This window comes from Martinezella sp. CNPSo 3732 (genome assembly GCF_057784515.1).
This window is the reverse complement of the sequence record NZ_JBXSOO010000001.1, coordinates 255,673-278,062: the sequence shown is the minus strand read 5'-3', so window position 1 is coordinate 278,062 and position 22,390 is coordinate 255,673. Positions and strand designations below refer to the sequence as shown.

Annotated in this window: 17 protein-coding genes; 6 read left to right on the top strand and 11 right to left on the bottom strand. The window is 58.9% G+C overall.

From position 1 onward, the window contains the following. Nucleotides 1–147: 147 nt before the first annotated feature. The 4 genes from AC13RM_RS01195 to AC13RM_RS01180 all read left to right on the top strand — a co-directional run bounded on the left by AC13RM_RS01195 (nucleotide 148) and on the right by AC13RM_RS01180 (nucleotide 7,068). Nucleotides 148–1,635: a nucleobase:cation symporter-2 family protein gene (locus AC13RM_RS01195; RefSeq protein WP_440478910.1), complete on the top strand. Its 1,488-nt coding sequence runs from the start codon at nucleotides 148–150 to the stop codon at nucleotides 1,633–1,635. Nucleotides 1,636–2,280: 645 nt separating this feature from the next. Continuing rightward, nucleotides 2,281–3,330, top strand: a complete 1,050-nt coding sequence (locus AC13RM_RS01190) for a porin (protein WP_440478909.1) — start codon at nucleotides 2,281–2,283, stop codon at nucleotides 3,328–3,330. Nucleotides 3,331–3,874: 544 nt separating this feature from the next. Beyond that, on the top strand, nucleotides 3,875–5,971 hold the full coding sequence (locus tag AC13RM_RS01185) for a carboxy terminal-processing peptidase (protein WP_113229023.1): 2,097 nt from the start codon (nucleotides 3,875–3,877) through the stop codon (nucleotides 5,969–5,971). 512 nt (nucleotides 5,972–6,483) lie between these two features. Beyond that, the gene (locus tag AC13RM_RS01180) at nucleotides 6,484–7,068 is read left to right on the top strand and encodes an IMPACT family protein (RefSeq protein WP_488554455.1); all 585 of its coding nucleotides are present in this window, start codon (nucleotides 6,484–6,486) and stop codon (nucleotides 7,066–7,068) included. 68 nt (nucleotides 7,069–7,136) lie between these two features. Here the strand turns inward: AC13RM_RS01180 and AC13RM_RS01175 are convergent, their stop codons facing one another. Then, nucleotides 7,137–8,426 (bottom strand): MFS transporter, encoded by a 1,290-nt coding sequence (locus tag AC13RM_RS01175; RefSeq protein ID WP_488554454.1) that lies wholly within the window; start codon nucleotides 8,424–8,426, stop codon nucleotides 7,137–7,139. A 726-nt stretch (nucleotides 8,427–9,152) separates the two neighbouring features. Here AC13RM_RS01175 and AC13RM_RS01170 point away from each other — a divergent pair. Continuing rightward, entirely contained in the window at nucleotides 9,153–10,712 is a 1,560-nt protein-coding gene (locus AC13RM_RS01170; RefSeq protein WP_440478906.1) for a glycosyltransferase family 39 protein, read from the top strand. 72 nt (nucleotides 10,713–10,784) lie between these two features. On the opposite strand, the gene AC13RM_RS01165 is transcribed toward AC13RM_RS01170, so the two are convergent. The 10 genes from AC13RM_RS01165 to AC13RM_RS01120 form a co-directional block, all read right to left on the bottom strand. Then, nucleotides 10,785–11,405, bottom strand: a complete 621-nt coding sequence (locus tag AC13RM_RS01165) for a YdeI/OmpD-associated family protein (protein WP_440478905.1) — start codon at nucleotides 11,403–11,405, stop codon at nucleotides 10,785–10,787. Nucleotides 11,406–11,519: 114 nt separating this feature from the next. Beyond that, entirely contained in the window at nucleotides 11,520–11,951 is a 432-nt protein-coding gene (locus AC13RM_RS01160) for an SRPBCC family protein (protein WP_488554453.1), read from the bottom strand. Further along, a complete protein-coding gene (locus AC13RM_RS01155; protein WP_113229016.1) occupies nucleotides 11,948–12,271 on the bottom strand; it encodes an ArsR/SmtB family transcription factor in 324 nt (107 codons plus the stop codon). Before AC13RM_RS01155 ends, AC13RM_RS01160 begins: the two co-directional genes overlap by 4 nt. An 84-nt stretch (nucleotides 12,272–12,355) precedes the next feature. After that, a complete protein-coding gene (locus AC13RM_RS01150; RefSeq protein WP_488554452.1) occupies nucleotides 12,356–13,153 on the bottom strand; it encodes a glycerophosphodiester phosphodiesterase in 798 nt (265 codons plus the stop codon). Between the two features lie 37 nt (nucleotides 13,154–13,190). Then, a complete protein-coding gene (locus AC13RM_RS01145) occupies nucleotides 13,191–14,081 on the bottom strand; it encodes an ABC transporter permease (protein ID WP_488554451.1) in 891 nt (296 codons plus the stop codon). Between the two features lie 24 nt (nucleotides 14,082–14,105). Further along, a complete protein-coding gene (locus AC13RM_RS01140; protein ID WP_488554450.1) occupies nucleotides 14,106–15,032 on the bottom strand; it encodes an ABC transporter permease in 927 nt (308 codons plus the stop codon). A gap of 11 nt (nucleotides 15,033–15,043) precedes the next feature. Further along, nucleotides 15,044–15,913: an ABC transporter ATP-binding protein gene (locus tag AC13RM_RS01135; RefSeq protein ID WP_488554449.1), complete on the bottom strand. Its 870-nt coding sequence runs from the start codon at nucleotides 15,911–15,913 to the stop codon at nucleotides 15,044–15,046. Beyond that, nucleotides 15,903–16,871 carry an ABC transporter ATP-binding protein gene (locus AC13RM_RS01130; RefSeq protein WP_488554448.1) on the bottom strand — a complete coding sequence of 323 codons (969 nt, stop codon included), beginning with the start codon at nucleotides 16,869–16,871 and terminating at the stop codon, nucleotides 15,903–15,905. Before AC13RM_RS01130 ends, AC13RM_RS01135 begins: the two co-directional genes overlap by 11 nt. A gap of 11 nt (nucleotides 16,872–16,882) precedes the next feature. Further along, a complete protein-coding gene (locus tag AC13RM_RS01125; protein ID WP_488554447.1) occupies nucleotides 16,883–18,490 on the bottom strand; it encodes an ABC transporter substrate-binding protein in 1,608 nt (535 codons plus the stop codon). Between the two features lie 95 nt (nucleotides 18,491–18,585). Continuing rightward, the gene (locus tag AC13RM_RS01120) at nucleotides 18,586–19,632 is read right to left on the bottom strand and encodes a LacI family DNA-binding transcriptional regulator (protein ID WP_167078134.1); all 1,047 of its coding nucleotides are present in this window, start codon (nucleotides 19,630–19,632) and stop codon (nucleotides 18,586–18,588) included. Between the two features lie 316 nt (nucleotides 19,633–19,948). Here AC13RM_RS01120 and AC13RM_RS01115 point away from each other — a divergent pair, with 316 nt between their 5' ends. Continuing rightward, a complete protein-coding gene (locus tag AC13RM_RS01115; RefSeq protein WP_488554446.1) occupies nucleotides 19,949–21,682 on the top strand; it encodes a phospholipase D-like domain-containing protein in 1,734 nt (577 codons plus the stop codon). The last annotated feature ends 708 nt before the right edge of the window (nucleotides 21,683–22,390 follow it).

Sequence of the window (22,390 nt, the reverse complement as noted above, 5' to 3'; positions counted from 1 at the left end):
CTTTTCGAACATTCACCGGGACTGCGGTCGGTCCATGAGAAGGGATGCGACCTTCAGATAGGTGTTTCGCATTTTTCTATAAAGTCATGAGAGGGCACACACCGTAACGTGCAGGGCTCGTTTGGAGGAAACGAGACACGCAAAGGTATGGAGGAGATTACCTTGGCAATAGCAGTAGAGGAAAATACCACACCCCTGTCCCCCGAAGATGAAAAACTCAGCATCGGCGCCAATCTGGCCTATGGCCTTCAGCATGTTCTGACTATGTATGGCGGTATCGTCGCCGTTCCACTGATCATCGGCCAGGCGTCGGGCCTGACACCGGCCGATGTGGGTCTGCTCGTGACCGCATCGCTTTTTGCCGGCGGTCTTGCGACCATCCTGCAGACGATCGGAATACCGTTCTTCGGCAGCCGCCTCCCCCTGGTGCAGGGCGTATCCTTTTCCGGCGTCGCGACGATGATTGCCATTACCGGACATGGGGGCATCCGGGCCGTTCTGGGCGCAGTCATCGCGGCATCGTTCATCGGGCTCCTCATCACGCCCGTCTTTTCACGCATCACCCGCTTCTTTCCGCCGATCGTCACCGGCATCGTCATCACGACCATTGGGTTGACCCTGATGCCGGTTGCGGCAGGCTGGGCGATGGGCGGCAACAGGAGCGCGCCGGATTTCGGCAGCCAGGCCAATATTCTGCTTGCGGCTGCAACGCTCGTGATCGTGCTGCTGCTCAGCAAGCTGGCGAGCGCCGCTATATCGAGGCTTTCGATCCTGCTCGCCATCATTATCGGCACGGGGATCGCCTATGCCGCCGGCATTGCCGACTTCTCGCAAGTGACAAACGGGCCGCTTGTCGCTTTGCCACAGATCTTCCATTTCGGCTATCCCTTGTTCGATACCGCGGCGATCATCTCGATGTGCATCGTCATCATGGTGACGCTGGTCGAGACCTCGGCGGATATCCTCGCCGTCGGCGAGATCGTCGGCGCCAAGGTCGATGCGCGCCGACTCGGCGACGGCCTGCGGGCCGATATGCTTTCCAGCATTCTCGCCCCGGTCGTCGGCTCCTTCACGCAGAGCGCCTTTGCCCAGAATGTCGGCCTCGTGGCCGTGACCGGCATCAAGAGCCGATTTGTCGTAGCGACCGGCGGCCTTTTTCTCGTCGCTCTCGGCTTGCTGCCGATCGTCGGCCGCATCGTCGCTGCCGTTCCGAGTTCCGTCCTCGGAGGAGCAGGCCTCGTCCTCTTCGGGACGGTCGCGGCAAGCGGTATCCGCACGCTCGCCAAAGTCGACTACGAGAACAACATGAATCTCATCATCGTGGCGACCTCGATCGGCTTCGGCATGATCCCGATCGCCTCACCGGGCTTCTACGAGCACTTTCCCGCATGGGTCATCACCATCTTCCACTCCGGCATCAGCTCCGCGGCCCTGATGGCGATCACGCTAAACCTTTTGTTCAACCACCTGACAACGGGCAATTCGGATCAGCAATCAGTCTTCGTCGCGGGAACGGAACGCCTGATCCGCTATCAGGATATTGCCGGCCTGCATGACGGCGATTATTTCCTGAACGGCAAGCTCTACGACGCCAATGGCGCGGAAGTTCCATTGGTCCCCCTGGAAGCCCATTAAAACACAGAGGGACCTGCTTCGGCGGCTTCAGAGCATTCTGTATGGGTCCGTCGGCCAAATCCTAAGAGCCGGACGGCCCCACAATTGGGTCGGTCTCGTAATCCAGCCATTTAGCTGGGGAATCGGCTGAAGCATTGCCCGAGTTCGTAAGTGGCCTGCGCGAAGTTCGGCTTCAGGCGCACTACCCAGCGGCACCTTCGCCCCTCCGCCCGTAGATCGACAGGTCGGAAACCACGACCTTCGATCCTTCTGCAATTCATCTCACTGACTTGAGTAAGATTGCATCAAGATGCGCGCTCCGCATCCTCAACAACTATTGTATAGTTTGTATCATTTACTTACAAATATCGAAAAATTTTTTGATTGATAACATACATATTGTACGTTTATTACGTATATAATTCTAATATACTTCATATACATACTAAGATCGCGTTATTTTATGGTGTATTTTTGCATCTTTGACCGATTTACGACGATAATTACTTTATAACTTCGAATTATTCTATTCCGATGCATCAAAAGCCCCGCTAGCGTGCCAGCACGAAAGTCTTCCGGGCTTTCGGTAAGAGGGAACCCCGAATTGATGAACGTGGCGGAAAACCTCCGGCTGCGTTCCGATCCGGCAAATCGATTGGAGAAAAAATGAATATCAAGAGCCTTCTTCTCGGCTCCGCTGCTGCTCTGGCAGCAGTATCCGGTGCCCACGCAGCCGACGCTATCGTTGCTGCCGAGCCGGAACCGCTCGAATACGTCCGCATCTGCGACGCATATGGCGCTGGCTACTTCTTCATCCCGGGCACCGAGACCTGCCTCAAGATCGGCGGCAAGGTTCGTACCGAAGGCAAGTGGTACGACGCCTACAACCCGGACACTCACTATGGCACTCTCTGGCACACCCGTGCCGAGCTGCAGCTGCAGACGGCAACCGACACCGAATACGGCCCGCTGAAGACCAACACTGAACTGCGTTGGGATTGGAACGACGGTGGCGCTACGGCTACCAACCTGCTGCACGCCAGCATCAGCCTCGGCGGCTTCACCATCGGTAAGGAAGACTCGCAGTTCAACGTCTTCACCGGTTATGCCGGCGACGTCATCAACGACGACGTGATCGCCGATGGCCCCTATGAACTGAACCAGATCACCTACAATTACGACGCAGGTAACGGCTTCACGGCTGTGATCTCGGTTGAAGACAGCAACTCCGGCACGGGCGCGACCGGTGCGAACGGCGAAGACAGCCACAACCACTACGCTCCGGACGTTGTTGCTGGTGCTGGTTACAAGGCTGGCGCATGGTCCTTCAAGGTCGTCGGCGGTTACGACTCGATCGTCGAAGAAGGCGCTATCAAGGCTCGTGTCGATGCCGACTTCGGCGTATTCGACGCATTCTTGATGGGCGGCTGGAACACCGACGGCGACAAGCTGAACAAGTATGCGCCTGGCGATTCGATCGGCCAGAGCTGGGGCGACTGGGCTGTCTGGGGCGGCGTTGGCGTTCCGGTCAACGAAAAGCTGAAGTGGAACCTGCAGCTCGCCTACACCGACAACAAGACCTTCTCGGCAACCACGAACGTCAAGTGGAAGCCCGTCAAGAACCTGCTCATCGAGCCGGAAGTCACCTACACCAACTGGGACTCCATCAATCAGGACCAGTGGGCCGGTATCCTCCGCTTCGAGCGTAGCTTCTAATCTGATCTGAACCAGACCTCCGATCAGAGACGGAAGAAGACCTGGTTTCCCTCCAGGTCTTCTTCTTTAATTCGTTAAAGCCGTGTTCCGGCTGCCATTCCAATCCGCATGACACGCGTCCCAGCATGCGAGAGGAAACGCATGCGTTATCGAGGCGAATTTCCAGGCTGGTGGCTTGCGCCACTGCCGTGAAGGCGCGCTGGAGGCGAACACTGCTTTCGCGACGCTCCCGTTGCCGCATATTGTCCATCGCGAGATCCAAGAAAGGTCCTCCGACCCTCAAGATCCGAAGACGATACCGCCCGACGCGCCGCTGCATGGCCAAGAAACGTTTCGCGCCGCATCCTCTCAGGCGTCTCAAGGTCGAATCCGGTAGTCCAACCCCGTATTCACGGCCGTGTTGACGATCCTCGCAACTGGCGCAACACGAATGTTTCGAGAAACTTTCCCGAAGGAAAGCATCTGTCTGGTTGCCAAAAAACCATAATTGTTCCACCTAGATTATAGATTGAACATTTAACGTTGAGAATCGGGCCAAGACTTGATGCGTACGAAATATGGTTTCTTCTGCCTGTTCCTGGCATTTGCTTCATCAGCATATGCTCTGGAAGCCGGTTCACCGCCAGTTTTGACACCCCTGCCGCAGCAGGCGCAGGCCGCTCATTTGACGGCGCAATTTCTGCAGCGCTTCCACTATAAGCCGGTTCCGCTGGACGACGTCCTCTCCGCCCGGATCATGAATCGCTTCATCAAGTCCCTCGATCCGGACCGTGTCATCTTCCTGCAGAGCGATATCGACAAGTTCATGGCGGGCAGCACCAAGATCGATGACGCCATCAATCAGGAAGACTTGAATATCCCGTTTTCCATTTTCAATGTGTACGAGCAGCGCGTCGTAGACCGCATGACCTATGCGCGCAGCCTGCTCAATCAGAAGCTGGATTTCACCGCCAAGGAAGACTACTCGCTGGTGCGCGACAAGGAGCCTTGGCCGCAAACCGATGCGGAAAGCAACGATCTCTGGCGCAAACGCGTCAAGAACGACTGGCTGCGCCTGAAGCTTGCCGGCAAGGATGATGCCGCCATTCGCGATACGCTCGACAAGCGCTACGAAAACTCCTTGGAGCGCGCCTATAAATACAAGGGCGACGATGTCTTCCAGACGTTCATGGACGCCTATACGACGTCAGTTGACCCGCATACCGACTATTTCGGCGCGACCGCCTCGGCGGAATTCGATATTTCGATGAAGCTCTCCCTGGTCGGCATCGGCGCGGTGCTGCAGGAAAGGGACGACTATACGACGATCCGCGAACTGGTCGCCGGCGGCCCGGCACAGCTGTCCGGCAAGCTTGCGGTCGGTGACCGCATCATCGGTGTCGGTCAAGGCGAGAACGGCCCGATAAAGGAAGTCGTCGGCACGCGGCTCGATGAAATCGTGCAGATGATCCGCGGCGCCAAGGGCTCGGTCGTGCGCCTCGACATTTTGCCTGCCGATGCCGGGCCGGATGGCAAGCATCACGTCATCAGCCTCGTCCGTGACAAGATCAGCCTCGACAAACAGGCCGCCAAGCAGACGATCTTGTCGGTGAAAGACGGCAATACGACGCGCAGGATCGGCGTGATCACCCTGCCGGCTTTCTATGAAGATTTCGAAGCGCGGCGCAAGGGCGACAAGGATTACCGCAGCGCCAGCCGCGATGTCGCCAAGCTTCTCGGCGAACTGAAGCAGGAGAAGGTCGATGGCGTCCTGATCGACCTGCGCAACAATGGCGGCGGCTCGCTGTCGGAAGCGATCGACCTGACGGGGCTCTTCGTCGGCAAGGGTCCTGTCGTCCAGCAGCGCGATGCAGGCGGCGAGGTGGAGGTCGAGAGCGATGACCTTGCCGCCCCGGCCTGGACCGGCCCGGTTGGCGTGCTCATCAATCGCGGCTCGGCATCGGCCTCGGAGATCTTCGCCGCGGCGATCCAGGACTACGGTCGCGGCGTGATTATCGGCGAACCGAGCTTTGGCAAGGGCACGGTGCAAACCGTTGTTAATCTCGATCAGGTGGCCCACAATCAGAAACCGAAATTCGGCGAGCTGAAATTGACCGTCGCTCAATTCTTCCGCGTCAACGGCGGTACGACGCAGTTGCGCGGCGTGACGCCGGATATCAGCCTGCCGGGACTCTCGGACCTCAAGACCTTCGGCGAGTCGAGCTACGACAACGCGCTGCCTTGGACGCAGGTAAAACCCGCGAACTACAAGCCCTGGGGCGATATTCAGGCGCTGCTGCCGCAGCTGCAGAGCCGTCATGACGCGCGAGTGAAGGATGATCCGGAATACCAGCGCTTCGTGGAAGACGTCACCACGCTGAAGGAACAGCGCGACAAGAAGACCATCTCTCTCAACGAAGCCGAGCGTCGCAGTGAGTTGACCGCCCAGGCAAACCGTATCAAGGCGCGCGGGCAGGCCAATGATGGCATCGATACCGGCGAAGACGATGGCCTGCAGGCCAATGAACGCAGCCTGAGTGCCGATATCGCCATCGAAAAGGCCCGCAAGAACGCAAAGGATATCCTGCAGAACGAGGCTGCTTCCATCGTTGCCGACGAGGCGGGCCTGCAGGCCGGTATGTCGAGGGCCGCGGCAAAGTAGTCACGAAGTTCCATCGTGCTGCTCACGGCCGAGGAATCAACGTCACCGCCGTGACGTCGACCGCCTTGTTGGTCGCGGGTTCATAAGACTCGCGGCTAAAGCAAAATGCCAAAATTGTGGATGGCTTTTAGACGCCCTTCCCTCCTATGCCCCTGATTTCAAGGCGAATTCGGATTTCAGTTCGAATAGACTTGAATTCATCCGAGTCCTGAGCCTCAGCTACGTTTCAGCTACGCGTTGTAGACAATGTGCGTGCGAATACTTGCGCCCCCAACAAAGTTTCGCACGAGGCGCCGATAAGGCTCTCTGCTCTGCCTCATATCAATGAGGCAGAGCTCCCCCTCACCTAACTCACGCTCAACGAGCCTTGCCTGTGCCATCGAAGGCGTTGGATATCGTCTGTCCGCTATGCTCATCCAATTCATTTTTATTCCACGGCGTGCCACCGCATGTCTTTCTGAGCAGCGGCAACTGCCTCTTCGCAGCGTGCACGAAATTGGCTAAGAGGCCATATGTTTGAGCTTGTTTCGTCCGCCACCGCCAATCAGGAAATCAAGCGAAGCCGGTTCGTTGCGACGGCCGCTCCGATTGCCGATACCGAGGCAGCAAAGGCGTTTGTCGCGCAGCACTCTGTCGCGGATGCCAATCACAATTGCTGGGCCTGGCGTATCGGACAGAACTATCGCTTCAGCGATGATGGCGAGCCGAGCGGCACTGCCGGCAAGCCGATCCTTCAGGCTATCGATGGCTTCGAATTGGATATGGTCGCTGTCGTCGTGACCCGCTGGTTTGGCGGCACTCTTTTGGGTGCAGGCGGACTGATCCGCGCCTACGGCGGCACCGCGGCACTATGTCTGCAAGGCGCGGAGAAGACAGAAATACTCCCAACCGTTACGGCAACGATCGAAGTGCAGTTTTCACATCTTGCTCTCGTAAAAGCGAAGCTTCTCGCCGAGGCAGGCGTGCAGCTTGTGGAGGAGCGCTTCACCGAATCCGGAGCTGTGCTCAGTCTGGCCATAGCTGCGTCGCTCGTCGAACAGGTCGTTGATAACATCAGGGATCTCACGAGTGGCCGCGCTACGGCAAAACTGGATTGATCGGAGCGCTCAGGGATACGCCGAAGGATGATGCTCTCCTAGCCCCGGCATAGCCGGAGATAGGCAAATCAATCGCTGGAGAACGCAACGCCCTGAGGTCGCCCCTGTACAGAAGCGGCGACCCGCAGCACCGCATAAAACCCAACCCAAAGCGCAATCGACCCAAGCGCAAAGCTGCCGAGGATGATGAACATCGTGCTGTAACCGATCTCCTGCGCCAGCCAGCCGCCGATCGCCGGGCTCAGGGATGCGCCGACCCCTTGCATGGTCATAACGATACCCTGGCCGACATTAATACGGCCGGTTCCGTTCAGGATGCGGGCAACGAGCGTCGGCACGGCAACGCTTTGCAAGCCCGCGCCGACACCATCGAGAACCTGAACGGGATAGACTCCCCAGGACGTGATCAGATGCGCCGCCACGAAGCCGCGGATCGGCAAGGAGACGAACGAGACCAGCAGCACGAGCCATTGCCCTCTCCTTTCCGCCATATGCATCGCAATCAAAGAAGTGATGATCATCGTGCCCTGCGCCACCACCACCGTCAGCGCGACGAAGCCCGCGGGATCGGCCTGCCCGGCAGAGACGACAGCCAGCCCGAACAATGGCAACATGGCGCCATTGCCAAGATGAAACAACGCAAGCGCACCGGCCAGGATCAGCAGCGGCTTCGATTCTGCGAGCACCTTGAAGCCGCTCGGTTTCCTGTGTTTGGGAGACCCGGCCTCCCCCTGTGAGCCGACGGCGGCAAGGGCCGCACCACGCGCTTCGTCATCGTCGATCGCATCGGATGGGATCATCAGCACGGAAATGATGGTCAGCACGCCAAAGACGGCTGATAGCCAAAACACGGCAGTAAGCCCGAACATCCAGCCGAGCCATCCTGACAGCCCGGCGCCGACCAGGTTGCCGGCATGATTGAGTGCCTGATTGTAGCCATTCTGCCGATTGAAGCCCGCCTGCCGGACAATGCCAAGAGTAATGCCATTAAGCGCTGGCCCGATCGCGGCGCCGGCAATAGCGGTCGCAACCTGCGATAGCGCCACGACCCAGAAGAGCTGCGACAGCAATATGATCATGGAGGCGAGGACAGTGCAGATGCCAAGCACGATCACGCATGTGCGTTTGTGCGTCGTCTCATCGATGAAGGCTCCGGCAGGGGCCATCATCACCATCCCGGCAATCCCGCCGATCGTCATGACCGAGCCGATCGATCCGCTTTGCCAGCCATGGGTGACGAGGAAAACCCCGAGGAAAGGTCCGATGCCCGCCTGAACATCGGCCATGAAGAAATTCAGAAATCCAAGTGGGATGAGAGCTCGGGCTTGCTGCTGGTCGGTGGGGGATGAGCGCGACAAATGACAACCACGTGGTTCCTGAAATCGTCAAATGAAAAGCGCTGGACGGAAAAAGGTTCCCTCTTTTAGATGAATGTGGCCCTACGTTCACGGCTCCAACTGCTCCGGCGAAATCGACCTTGCCGTCGGTGTGTGTCCGACATTGAAGCAACCGAGCCATCACGATCTCGATAGCACGCTGCTGTTCGAGGAGAGCTTCGCCTGTCGCGTCGACTCAAAAAAGAGAAGGATTCGGAGGGAAAGCCGAATCCTTCTCGTCTTGATCGGAGGTCAACCGATCGGGGTGGGCAGCCGCATCGGATTGGAACGATGGGCTGCTGCTACCGACACAATGTGTCGGATGGCGGTCGGACTCGGAGTTTGAAAATACCCCCTCGCCCAAACTTGAGTCCTTTATACATACATTCGGTATGTTTGACAATAAGTTCGATGCGGATTAAGGCAGCATCTGGAAAAAAAATTCTTGTTGGCACGTGCTGCGGCATTCATATTCCTGCAGCCACAGGCAGTTATTTGACCAGGCGGATTCGCCAGCGTCATACAGGAGCGCTGAACGCGAGGAACGACGAGGATGCTTTGACGATCTGGCTACGCAAGGAATGACATCTGGTAAATCAGATCTGCCCTCGAGATGCCGCCCCTAAAATCTTACTGAAAACGATTGTGTCGTCGCGACATCTATGACATGGCGCCTGCGACGATAGTGGCAATCGCTGGGAGAACCGGATGAATCCTCTGGGAAAAGACAGTCTTGCGGGTACACGCCAGCGGACTGCATCAATCGACAGCAGGTCATCCTCCGAATATTGGTGGGTACCCGGGAGCCTGGCGATATATTTCATCGTCCAGGCAGCCATCCGCATCGCCATCTCCAGCTCGCTGCGGATCGACGAAGCACAGCAGTTCCTCGTCGGCCAATGGCTCGCCTGGGGCTATGACGCCCAACCGCCGCTCTACAACTGGATTCAATACGGCGTCTTCGAAATTTTCGGCACGAGTGTCGCATCGCTCGTCATCGTGAAGAACCTCCTGCTTTTCCTCGTCTATCTCGCCTATTACGAGCTTCTGAGGCTGCTCGTAGCCGACAAAAGGCTGGCGGCGGTCGGAACGCTATCGCTTCTGACGATGCCGCAGATGTTCTGGCAGGCGCAGAGAGACCTGACGCATACGGTCGGCACCCTGCTTGCGGTGCTCATGTTGATCTATTTCGTGGTGGTCACCATTCGTCGCCCGACGATTATCTCCTACGCGCTGATCGGCCTTTGGGGCGGGCTTGGCATGCTGACGAAGTACAATTTCGCTCTGGTGATTGGCAGCGTCCTCGTCGCGACCTTCTTTCATCCGATCGGGCGAAAAAGGCTCCTGGACTGGCGCCTCCTGCTGACGCTTGCAATCGCCGTTCTCGTGTTCCTGCCGCACGCGATATGGATGGTGTCCAACATGGATCGGGTCCTGACGACGACGGTCCAAACCATGTCGGAGCAAGGCGCCGGCGGAAAGCTTTCCGATATCGGTTTCGGACTTCTGGAGCTGATAAAGACGAGCGTCGCCATCATCGCTCCCACCAGCGTGATCTTTCTGTTGTTCTTCCGTCAATCATTCCTGCGTTCGCTGCGGGCCAGAAGCCAATGGAGCGATTTCGTCGGAAGGATACTCTTAAGCACGGTTGCGATCCTGCTGGTCTTGATACTGGTGATAACGCTCACGGAGTTTCGCGACCGCTGGCTGCTCCCCTTCCTGTTTCTGCTGCCGGCCTACTTCTGTCTGAAACTCGATGCCGCGGGACAGCAGAGCCAGGCCGATATAAAGAAATTCCTTTATGTACCCATCGTCATGATGATTGCGCTGCCTCTCATCATAGCCGGAGGTGTTCTTTTTGCGCGGTTTTTTCATTCTTATGAGCATCTGAACGCGCCTTATGCCACCTTCGTGGACAGAGTCGTTACCGCGGAAGGAAAACAACCCTCGGCGGTCGTGACGACGACCTGGCTGAAGGCCGGCAACCTCCGGGTAAACATGCCGCACACATCGGTCATATCCACGGAATATCCTGCATCGGATCTCAGCCGGCAGGTCATAGGAGATGGACCGGTCCTGTTGGTCTGGAACGAACGGGACGGGCATCAATCAACCATGCCGAACGCACTGAACCTATGGCTCACATCGAAATTCGGAACGGCGGCAGAACTGCCGCAGCAGCAGGACATTGCCCTTCCCTATTACTACGGGAAGGAGCCGGATCGTTATCACTTTGGTTATGCGTGGTATTATTCCAAACCGAACTGACTTGAGATTGCGCAGCTATTCGATCTCATCGGTGGATGAGACGATCGGGAAGCAGGAGACATCGACTGTGGGCTAGCGCTCCAGCGCACCCTTTCCGGCGAGAATATGATTGCGAAACTTCGCAATCCGGGCGGTCCGCGTTTCGGACTTCTTCACGGAGCCGAGGTTGATCACATAGCTTTTCTTTCGCCCCGGCGTCAGATCGTGGAAAGCCTCCGCCAGCTCGGGATCGGAATCCAGCGCCTCGACCAGCTCGTCGGGCAATTCGATTTCGCTCTGCTCTTTCAGCGGCTTGATGCCGGCCTCCGCATATCCCACCGCCTCCTGCAGATAGGCTCGGATGATGGGCTCCATCTTCACCACGGCATCATTGCTCACGAAACGGATCATATCGGGGTGCCGGGTATTCTGCCCTTGCTTTTCGAGAATGCCCTCAGGGTCCTTCATCAGTGCCGCGTTGAAGAAAGTGAGCCGAAAATCGCCACGAAAGGCGCCGATGATGACGATGTTGCGTCCCCCATGCATGTAGCACGGATGCGCCCACTTCACCGTCTCGACGAGCCCCGCCTCCAGACAGATTCGGCGCAGTTCGTTCAAACCGTCAATCCACAGCCTCGTCGAACAGTCCGGCGTCGCAAAGCGTTCGCAGCGTCCGCATCCCTTGATAAAGAAGTCCTCGATATCGGTAATCATGTCCTCATCCACTTCATATTCCGGCTATCTGCAGCATCCACACCGTCAGCTTGGTGAAAGCAAGCGGCCGGACATGCTCGCATGATTGTATTCCGAGCTTGCGAGCAATGGGTCTCACTTCACTTCCGCCAGCACCTGCTCCAGTCTTTCGAGGAACTGCCGCCATCCCGCCTTGGCACCTCCATAGGCCTGTTTCTGGTCCGGTCGGAAGCCGATCTGCTCCATGCGCAGATGGGTTCCCTTGTCCGTCTGCGCGAGCGTGAAGGTCACAACGCTCCTCAGATCGAAAGCCGGATCATCATGTGCGAAATTCCATCGATAAGACAGCCTGGCGTTCGGCTCGACGACGAGCACTTCGCAATCCAGAACGCCGCCCCAATCGCTGCGCAAGCTAAACCGATGTCCCAGTATAGGAACGAAGTCGTTCTTCATCAGCCACTCTGCCATCAGATGCGGCTGTGTGAGTGCACGCCAGACCTTTGCCGGCGGATGCGCAATTTCGCGCTCGACCACGACAGCGCGCACCTCACCCGATGCCGCCTTCATTGATCCATCCGATCGAGCAGGTCTTCGAGATCGTCGAACTTGTCTTCCCAGAAGCCGGCCATTTCGCTCGTCCAATCACGCAACGGCGCAAGAGCGTTTCGTTGGGCGCTATAATGCGTCTGGCGTCCTTCGTGCCGGTCACGCACCAGCCCCGCCTGTTTCAGAACGGCGAGATGCTTTGAAACGCCCGGCTGGGAGACGCCGGCGTAGGCCGTAAGCGCAACGACGGTCTGATCGCCGTCACGGCACAATCGCTCGAATATCGCCCGCCGTGTAGGATCGGCGAGCGCTCGGAAAATAGGATCATGGGCGTTTGCCATAGCGATTCATAACTCTTTGACTATCGATTAGATCGATAGCTGACGGGCTATGAATAAGTCAAGCGCAGACCGGCCACGCTGTTCTCAGGCGCTCGTGCCCAGCATGCGGAGGAAATCCACATCGTCGCCGATAAGGGCATCGACCAGCCGGTCCTTGACGCAGCTGCGGATCATCGGCAGCACGTCGCGGCCACCCTGCCAGAACATGGCAAGCTTTTCCGGCAGCGGCAGGCTGAGACGCACGGCAATGCCGGCCTGCTGCAGCGCCTCGGCGTCAGTGCGGTGAAAGCGGTTCAATTCCAGCGAGACGCCATCAATGCCGCCGGCGCGCATCGAGGCGACGATGTCCACCGGGCGATGGTGGAGGATCGCTTCCGTCTGCAGGCGTGGCTCGAGCTCCTTCACGCGCAACAGGTCAAGATGGTCGAAGGAGGATATGGCGACATGCTCAAAAGCGTCGAGCTCTCGCAGCGTGCCGATCATGAGATCGATGAGGCTATTGGAACGTTCGGGCTCCTTCATCTCGATCGCAAGGCGCGTATCCGTTTGCTTGGCCCACAGCAGCGTATCGGCAAGCGTCGGCACATGGGTCCCAGCGAAGCGCGGGTCGAATTTCGCGCCTGCATCAAGCGAAAGAATGTGCTGCAGATCATGATCGGCAACGAAGCCGAAGCCGTTGGTCGTGCGATCGAGCGTTCTGTCGTGGATCACGACGATCTGGTCGTCGCGGGTCAGCATGAGGTCAATTTCGCACTCGTTGGCGCCTGCATTCACACCCTCCTGGAAGGCGAGAATAGTGTTTTCCGGGAAGCGCCGGCTGAAGCCGCGGTGAGCGGCAATGCGGAGCGAACCATGACGAGCAGCGTGAAGGGGCAAAGGCAATGCAAGTCTCCTTGGGGTCGGTTCTTTACGGGGCAACCTAGTGAAGTGTCGGGTCGAGAACGTCGCGCAGATAGTCACCGATCAGGCTGATCGACAGGGACAGGATGAAGATCACGATGCCCGGTAGGATGGCGATCCACCACTCAGTCATCACATAGTCGCGGCCGGCACCGACCATGCTGCCGAGGCTGACGAGCGGCGGCTGGATGCCGAGGCCGAGGAAGCTCAGCGCCGATTCCTGCAAAAGGATCTCCGGCAGGACGACCGTCAGGTTGACGAGGACGACGGAGAGGATGTTGGGCAGCACGTGCAGGAAGGCGATGCGCCCGGTTCCTGCACCATTTCGTCTCAACGCCGCGACATAGCCACGCTCGAGTTCCAGCCCGGCCATGGTCCGAACCAATCGCGCGTAACGCTCCCAGCCGTAGAGGCCGAGCAACGCCATGAACAGCCAGAGATTGTCACCGAAGAAGGCGAGAACAGCGAGCGCAATGATCAGGAACGGCATCGATGCCTGAAAATCCACGGCAACGCGGATCAGCATATCGGCAAATCCGCGGCCGAAAGCGGCAACCAGCCCGAGCACAGTGCCGAGCGCAAGGCTGATCGCCGAAGCGCCGAGCGCGATCAATAGGCTGGTGCGCAGGCCATAGAAGATGCGGCTTAGAATGTCCCGCCCAAGCTCGTCGGTGCCGAGAATGTGCTTGAACGAGCCGCCGAACAGGATCGGCGGCGCCTTGCGGGCATGAAGATCGATCTGCGCAAAGCCGTGAGGCGCAAGCACATTGGCAAAGATCGCAACTGTGATGAAAGTCATGAGGATAATGACGCAAATGGCCGTCATCAGATCGAACCGAAGTCTGGGCCGAAAAGATCGCTCCGATCCGATTTTGGGGGAAGCATCGGCGCCCGTCGCTGCATTCGCCATGGCTTTTACCTTTCGAAAGGCCAATCAGGCCGATGCGCGATGCCGCAGACGCGGATCGGCAAGAATATAGAGACAATCAATGAGGAGATTGGCCGTCACCATCGTCGCGGTAATGAGCAGCACAATGGTCTGCACCATATTCAGATCGCGCTGCGCAACGGAGGAGACGAGAAAGCGGCCGACACCCGGCCAGGCATAAACGCTCTCGACCACGGCCGCGCCGCCGATCATGCCGCCGACGAGGAAGCCGAGCATGGTCAGAAGCGGCAAGGCCGCATTCGGCATGATATGCCGCCACAGAAGAGCACTTTCGCCGATGCGCTTGGCGCGCGCTGCCAATATGAAGCGCTGCCCCAGCACTTCCAGTACGCTCGATCGGACGAAGCGAGCGATGATGCCGGCATTGTAAAGACCAATGACCAGAACGGGCATGACGAGATGCGCCATGGTCGATCCCCCGCCGCTCGGCAATATCCGCAAGGAGACGGCGAAAAGCTGAATGAGCAGGATGGCGATCAGAAAATTCGGCAGCGAATGCATCAGCACCGCAAGCGCCATGACGAAGCGATCGATCAGTCCGCCGCGGTTGCGCGCAGCCAGAATGCCGAAGGGCACGCCGGCGCCGAATGCCAATATCAGGGCGGCACCCATCAATTCCAGCGTTGCCGGGACTTTCGACAGAACCAGCGTCAGGGCATCCTGCCCATTCAGCAGCGATGTGCCGAAATCGCCGCGCAGAAGGTGGCCGAGATAGGCGAAATACTGGATGTAGAGCGGCTGATCGAGACCCCATTGCTGCCGCATCAGCGCCACGACTTCCGGCGGCGTCTCGATGGGCAACAGGGAATGCAGCGGGTCGCCGCTGACGCGCAGGATGACGAAGGTGAAGGTCATCGCCAGGAACAGCGTCACGAGTGCTCGCAGAAACGCCCGCAGGATGGATTGAAGCATTGCCTGTTCCTTCAGAGCGTTTCGAGCATCGCCGCTGCCTGCCGCGCTCTGCCGCGCCGGCCGCGGGGAACGGCCGACAGGAGTTTTGCGGTATAGGGGTGGACCGGGTTTGCGAAGACATCCTCCGTGGGACCGGTTTCCACGATCTGGCCTGCCTCCATGATCGCGACGCGATGCGAGACATGCCGGACCACCCGCACGTCGTGGCTGATGAAGAGCAGCGACAGGCCGCGTGCCCGCTGCAATTCGAGCAGCAGGTTCAGCACCTGCGCCTGCACGGAAACGTCGAGCGCCGAGACCGGCTCGTCGCACAGCAGAATTTGCGGTTCGACCACGAGGGCACGGGCGATAGCGACGCGCTGGCGCTGGCCACCGGAGAGCTGATGGGGAAATTTCTGCAAGGCGGAGACAGGCAGGCTGACGGCCTTGAAAATTTCTGCAGCGCGATCGAGCCGGCTTGCCGGATAGCCTATGCCGTGGATGGTGAGCGTTTCCACCATCTGATGACCAACGCTCCGACGCGGATCGAGCGCGCCCATCGTATCCTGCGAAATAACCTGCAGGTATTTTGCCAGGCCACACCGGTTCGGCTTCATCAGGCTCTTGAAAGACTGGCCGAACAGCGTGATTTCGCCTGATGTCGGCATACGATCGCCGCAAAGCAACGAGGCAAGCGTAGATTTGCCGCAACCGGACTCACCGACGAGGCCCAGTGTTTCGCCGGGCTTCAATTCCAGGCTCACATCCTTGATGGCGTGAAATCCCCTGGCGCACCCCGGCCAAAGGGAAAAGCCCGGCGCATAGGAAAATTGCAGATCGCGGGCGGCAAGTGCCGCGTCAGCAATCCGCACATCGGATGGCATCTGCTTGTCAGGCATCATGGGCACTCCATGGATTGAAGCAGGCAAGTGCCGCCGCACCTGCAATCAACGGCGGAACCATCCTTCCGCAATTCGGCTCCGCACGCGGACAACGGGGTGCGAAGGCGCAAGCCTGCGGCAGATCATCGTGCAATTTCAGCTCGCCGGGAATATCCGCGAGCCTCTCCAGCGGCCGGCCACGGCCGGGCATGGCCTCAAGCAACAGCCGCGTATAAGGATGGCGTGGATTGTCGTAGAGATCGTCCGTGCGATTGATCTCGACCAGCGACCCCGCATACATGACCGCGATACGGTCGCAAACCTCGGAGACGAGATCGAGATCGTGACTGATGAAGATCATGGGGATGCCACGCTCGCGCACCGCCTTGACCAGGAGAGCGACGACCTGTGCCTGCACCGTCACGTCAAGCGCCGTCGTGGGTTCATCGGCAATGATCAGTCGCGGCTGCATGGCAAGCGCCGTGGCAATCATCACGCGCTGGCACATGCCGCCGGAAAATTGCGCGGGATAGTCATTGTAACGCGTCTCGGGTTGCGGAATGGCGACTTCCGCCAGAAGCCGAAGCGCTTCGTCCCTGGCTTCCTTTGCGGACATGCCGGCGCTGACAGCCGCCTCGGCGATCTGTGACCCGATCGTGCGGACCGGATCGAGGCAGGAGACGGGCTCCTGAAAGATCAGCCCGATGGGCGGCAGCTTTACCCGCGACCGCGGGCCGAACTCGGCTGCATCATACATGGCATCCTGGAAGGAAATATAGCCGGTGGCGCTGGCGCTCGGCCCGAGAAGACCGGCAAGCGCCAGGCAGGTGAGGCTCTTTCCCGATCCGCTCTCGCCGACGATGCCGAGGATCTCACCCTCGGCAAGGTCGAAGGAGACATTGTTGACCGGATGAAACCGCCCGGCGCCCGTTCTGAACGAGACACTCAGATTGTCGACGGAAAGAACGGGAACGCCCATCGCGAAGCAGCTCAGCTCTTCTGCTCTTCGAATGCAAGACTGCCGGCGCCGAGATCCATCTGGAAGGCCGGTAGAGGCTGCCACTTGATGCCCTTGCGGATGCCGAAGAAGACAGCGTTCTGATGGAGGACGGTGACGCCCGGATCTTCCCACTCGATCAGATGCAACATGTCGCGGAAGATCTTGGCACGATCGGCCGGATCGACTGCCTGCTCCATCTTGGCGCCAAGCGCATCGAAATCGGCATTCTGCCAGATCTTGAACGAGCTCAGATTGCCGGCCGAGCTGAACTGCGTGAAGAAGGAGATATAGGGGTCGGGAACCTGCCCGGTGCTCGACCAATTGCCCGTCGCACGGGTCGACGAGGCCTCAAACAGTTTGCCGGATTCCACGAACTTCATCTTGGCATTGACGCCGACAGCCTGCCACATGGCGACAACGGCCTGCGTAACCGGGTTTTCCGCCGTGTAGTAATTGTTCTGCGAACGGATCTCGATTTCCTCGCCATTGTAGCCGGCATCCTTCAGGAGCTGCATGGCCTGGTCCGGATCATATTTGTAGGCGGGATAATCCTTGAGATAGACCGGACCGTAGAGCTCGAACTGCAGGCCGTTCGGCACCCTGGTGCGACCGTTCCAGATCGTGTCGACGATCGCCTGGCGATCGATGGCGAGGATGAGTGCCTGGCGAACGCGGGGGTCCTTCAGCGCCGGATTGTTCTTGTCGAAGAACAGGATGCGGTTGTTCGGCACCGGGCCGCCGACGATCTCATGATCGGTGCTCGCAGTGACGACCGAAAGCTGATCCGGCGGCAGGTCGGTCGCAATGTCATAGTCGCCGGCCAGCAGACCGGCAATGCGCGAGGAAACCTCGGGCACGATGCGCAAGGTCACGCGCTTGGCGGCCGGCTTGCCGCGATAGGCCTGATCATGTGCGGCCAGCACGACGCTCTCATTAACCGTATAGCTTTCGACCTTGTAGGGGCCGGCGCCGACCGGCTTCTGCCGCCAGGTCGTCCAATTGCCGCCATTCTTCTGCCAGGCGTCCTTGCTGATGACAACGGCCGCATAGGATGCAAGGCGCTGCAGGAAGATCGGGTCCTGGAACTTGGTGACGAAGCGGACCGTCAGCGAATCCACGACTTCGACATGGTCGAGGCTGGTGAAATTGGTGCGGTAAGTGGGATAGCCCGGCGCATCCTTGTTCAAAAGCCGCTCAGGCCCGAAGGAGAAGGCGACATCCTCGGCGGTCATCTCGCGGCCATCATGGAAGATCACGCCGGGGCGCAGCTTCATTTCGAGCACGGTCGGTGAAATCCAGGTCCAGGCCGTCGCGAGATTGGGCTTCACCGAGAAATCGCCGCGCATGTCGAGCGCAAGCACGGTCTCGTGGATGGAAAAGTTGTTGCGGAAGGCGACGTTGCTGGCGGCATCGACCGGCTCCTGCGACACCGGATTCATCTGAACGGCGATGCGCAGTTCCGGTCTCTTGTCGGTGCCGTCATCGGCCGAGGCCGACGACGCCGGGACAAAAGCCGAGAGGCCGGCCGCGGCTCCCATCAGAAGGGTCGTGCGGCGGGTAACCGGGCTGTTGAAGCCGCTGGGCAGGTAATCGGACATCGGCACACTTTCCTGTTAAAGCAACTTATAACTCGCTTGCACAAACGTTTGCGCATATGAAAAACGACCACTTGCGTTCAAGACTGTCTTTTCTTTTACGCAAGGGAAAGTGGCCGCAAGCTAGGCGAGCTCGATGACGCACGTATGACAAGTTCGGGGGTAACGAACCGCATCGGCCGCTTTACAACGCGCGCGTCCATAGGAAGGTTCGAAAGCTCAACCAGAAGATCGAGCGAGGCTTCGCACAGGGCATCCGTCGGCTGTGCGATCGTCGTCAGCGGCGGAGCCCAATAGGCTGTGTCGGGCACGTTGTCATAGCCGACGATGGAAATATCTGCAGGAATTTGCAGGCCAAGATCGCGCAGGAAGGCGACGACCTCGACGGCAAGACCGTCACTGCCGCAAATCAGAGCCGTCGGGCGTTCCGGCGATGCCAGGAGGTCGGCAAGGAGCTTGCGGTCATGCTCGCCCTTCTCAAAGGAAATGATATCACCGGCGATCAGGCCGGCACTGCCGGCAACCGTGTCCTGGAAAATCGACATCCGATCGCGAAGCGCGATGCGGCTGACGCGATAGACGAAGGAAATGCGGCGGTGTCCGAGCTCCACAAGGTGATCGAACAGCAGTCTTATGCCCTGCCGGTCGTCGGTGAGAACCGCGGGAAGCGGCCCTGTCAGCCCTGCGCCAAGCGTCACATGTGCTTTGCCCATGAGATCGAGATGATCGCACAGCGCCTGCTGGCCCGGAAGGTCGCTGACCATGATGACGCCGTCGAAGAAATCCTGTTGGAACAGGCGCAACTGGCCTGCGATTTCGCCAGCCTCGCCCTTGGCCTGCGCGACCAGCAGCTCCACGCCCCGCCGCTGTGCCACAGCCTGAAGGCGGCTTGTCAAATGCGGCTGATAATGACCCGACAGGCTGTTCACGATCGCTCCGAACACACCGGTCCTGTGCGTCCTCAGCGATGTTGCCAGACGGTTGACAACGTAACCGAGGCTGCTTGCCGCTGCCCTGACACGATCCTGCGTCTCCAGGCTGATGCGGCTGTCGACCTGGCCATTCAGGACGCGCGATACCGTCGTGGCAGACACGCCCGCCAGCCGGGCGACGTCCAGAATGCCGATTCTTTTGGGTGCTTTCATACGGTCTGCCGAATTTTTTCGCGCCGCGCCGCACCGGCGCCAGGAGGTCCGGAACTCTTGCCGCACTTGCCTCGATACGCAAGATCACATTTCGACTTCGAGAGAAATTTTCATAGGCTACTATGGCATCGCACCCATCCGTAGGATGCGCAGATCAATTCATGAGATCGTCACGGCCGTGACGCAAAGTAGGATGGAGCCACTCAACTGGCCAGACCACCAGACGCGCCCGTTTAAGGCTTCGCGGTCAGGTATCGGCGCAAATCCGATACGCCGCAGTGAGAGGAACAGAAGCAACCATCCAGGGAGAGGGATAATGAACATAAGTCTGATCGTGCATCCCGGTGTCGATAGTGCTCTTATTGCCTGGCGCAGCGACTTCATCGACCAGTGCCGTGGCTTTGCCCTGCGGCGGAAGATCAAGCGGGCGGCTGGAAGCCCGCAAAGCCCGAATACGGTCTCCGATGTCGATGCCGACGGCTTTCATGAGGAGATCGTCGCAAGCTGGGTCGGCTTCGCCGACGGACCGGCCGTTGAGGAGGGCACGCGCAAGCCGACGACGGAATGGCCGATCCAGAAGTACCTCTGGTCCGATTTCGCCGTCAATCCGGGCGATGTCGTCGCCTATAAGGTCTCCGCCATGGTCGGACCCGAGACGGCATTGCAGGAATCGGCCGATCACGTATCGGATTGGAGCGATGCCATGCAGATCGGAGCCGAAACCAGCGGCCATGTCAGCTGCTATTTCAACCGGGGCATCGTCGCCAGCCAGTGGCTTGCGCGCGTGTTGCCCGAAGAGGCCCCCACCACTAAACTCAAGAAGGCGATCGCCGATCCGGAAGACCCGATCCGCCGATTTCTAGCAGGGCCGATCCGCGACAAGCTGGTATCGCTCCTCAATGATATCAGGTCGAACAGCGGTCATATCTATGCCGCCCTGTTCGAGCTGGACGATCCAGAACTCATACCACTGATGCAGGGGTTCAAGAAACGCGCCCATATCGTGCTCGGCAATGGCAGCGTCAAGAAAAAGGGCGAGGACGAAAACGAGGATGCCCGGTCGAAACTGTCTTCCTGTGATGTCAGGGATCGCATGAGCGCGCCGCGGGCACTCGCACATAATAAATTCCTGGTCATCTGCGATGCCGACAAGGCGCCCCGAGCCGTGTGGACCGGCAGCACCAACTGGACGATGACCGGCCTTTGCACCCAGGCCAACAATGCGCTTCTGATCGACAACCCGGCTGTCGCGCAATTCTATCTCGACCAGTGGAAAACGCTTGCCGCCGACGGCAACGATTCGCCGCCCGCCCTCTATCAAAGCAATGCCGAGCCCAGAACAACGCCCAAGGCCAAGAATACGACGGTCTGGTTCACGCCCATGCGCGAAGGGCTTGATCTCGAACAGGCAGGCGAGCTGATCCGCGGTGCCCAGCAGGGCATCCTGTTCGCCATGTTCAATCCCGGGCCTCGCGGCACGCTTCTCAACGACATCATCGAGCTTGCCTCGCCGTCGAGCCCTTCGTTCAAACCCGATCTCTACATTCAGGGCGTGGCCAACCAGAACCCCGGCACAACAAAGAACCCTGTCGTGCTGTTCAACAGAGGCGAACGGATCGACGCCAATGCGGACGTCGTGCTGCCCGCCGCTATACCGGGCCGTTTTGCCTATTGGCAGAAAGAAGTTCTGAAGCTGCCGACGGCCCACGCCATGGTCCACAGCAAGGTGGTCATCGTCGATCCATATGGTCCCAATCCCGTCGTCATGACGGGCTCCCACAATATGGGTCCGAAGGCGAGCGGCGTGAACGACGAGAACCTGGTGATCATCACCGGCAACGGCGATCTTGCCAGCCAATATGCCGGCAAGATCATGGAAATCTATGCCCAGTATCGTTGGCGGCAATCCGTTCAGAAACAGGGCGGCGCGCCGAAGTGGACCGGTCTTGCCAATGATGACAGCTGGCAGATCAAATCGCCGGACCAGCCCTATGACAAGCGTCGCATACGCGAGCTCGACTTCTGGTTCGGTAAAAATGACAATGCCTGACATCTGACGGGCATCAACCCTGGGTCGCGGCAAAACCACTGCGATCCTGATTGCGGGCATGGCTCGGCTTACTCGTGCATGTGTAATGCCGACGCAATCTTCGGCTTCTAGTGGCTTGGCAACAATCCGGATTTCCGAATGTTGCCTCACTACTCTCTTCCCAGGCTTCTCCTTATCGGCGCTTTGGCGCTTACGGCGTGGGCTTTCGTAGTCGTCAAATCCATATGGACGGATCAAGCGAGATGGTTGGTCAATATCACCGACCACTCGCTGGCGTGCTTCGTCGCATACCCGAACGGCAGTTCATTGCAGGACATGAGATTGCCAGCAATGACGTGCCGCTCCGCTTCGGTCGCGAGTTCCGCCAGGCTTCCTCCTTACACGACGATGGCAGTTCGCCCGCAACGCCTGGTCATTTCAAAAGAGCGAGGATCCTTCTCTACCTTCTGCGTTCGCGCCACTGGCGAAAAGCGGCTCCTAACGAACCTTCGCAAGCCGATTGCCGGACATGAATAATCCCCGTTTGCCCTCCCTCGCCGCCAGAGCTTCCAGCCGTCCATTCGGGTAGGTTAAATAAACCTCTGGTAGATGCTATGACTTATTCTACCGGCTTGGATGCCACCCCCGAGCCGGCCATTGCAGCGTCCGACGAGACTGCATGCCCTCGCAGTGTCGTCGGACACCCTCCCTTGAAAGAGCGGTTACTTG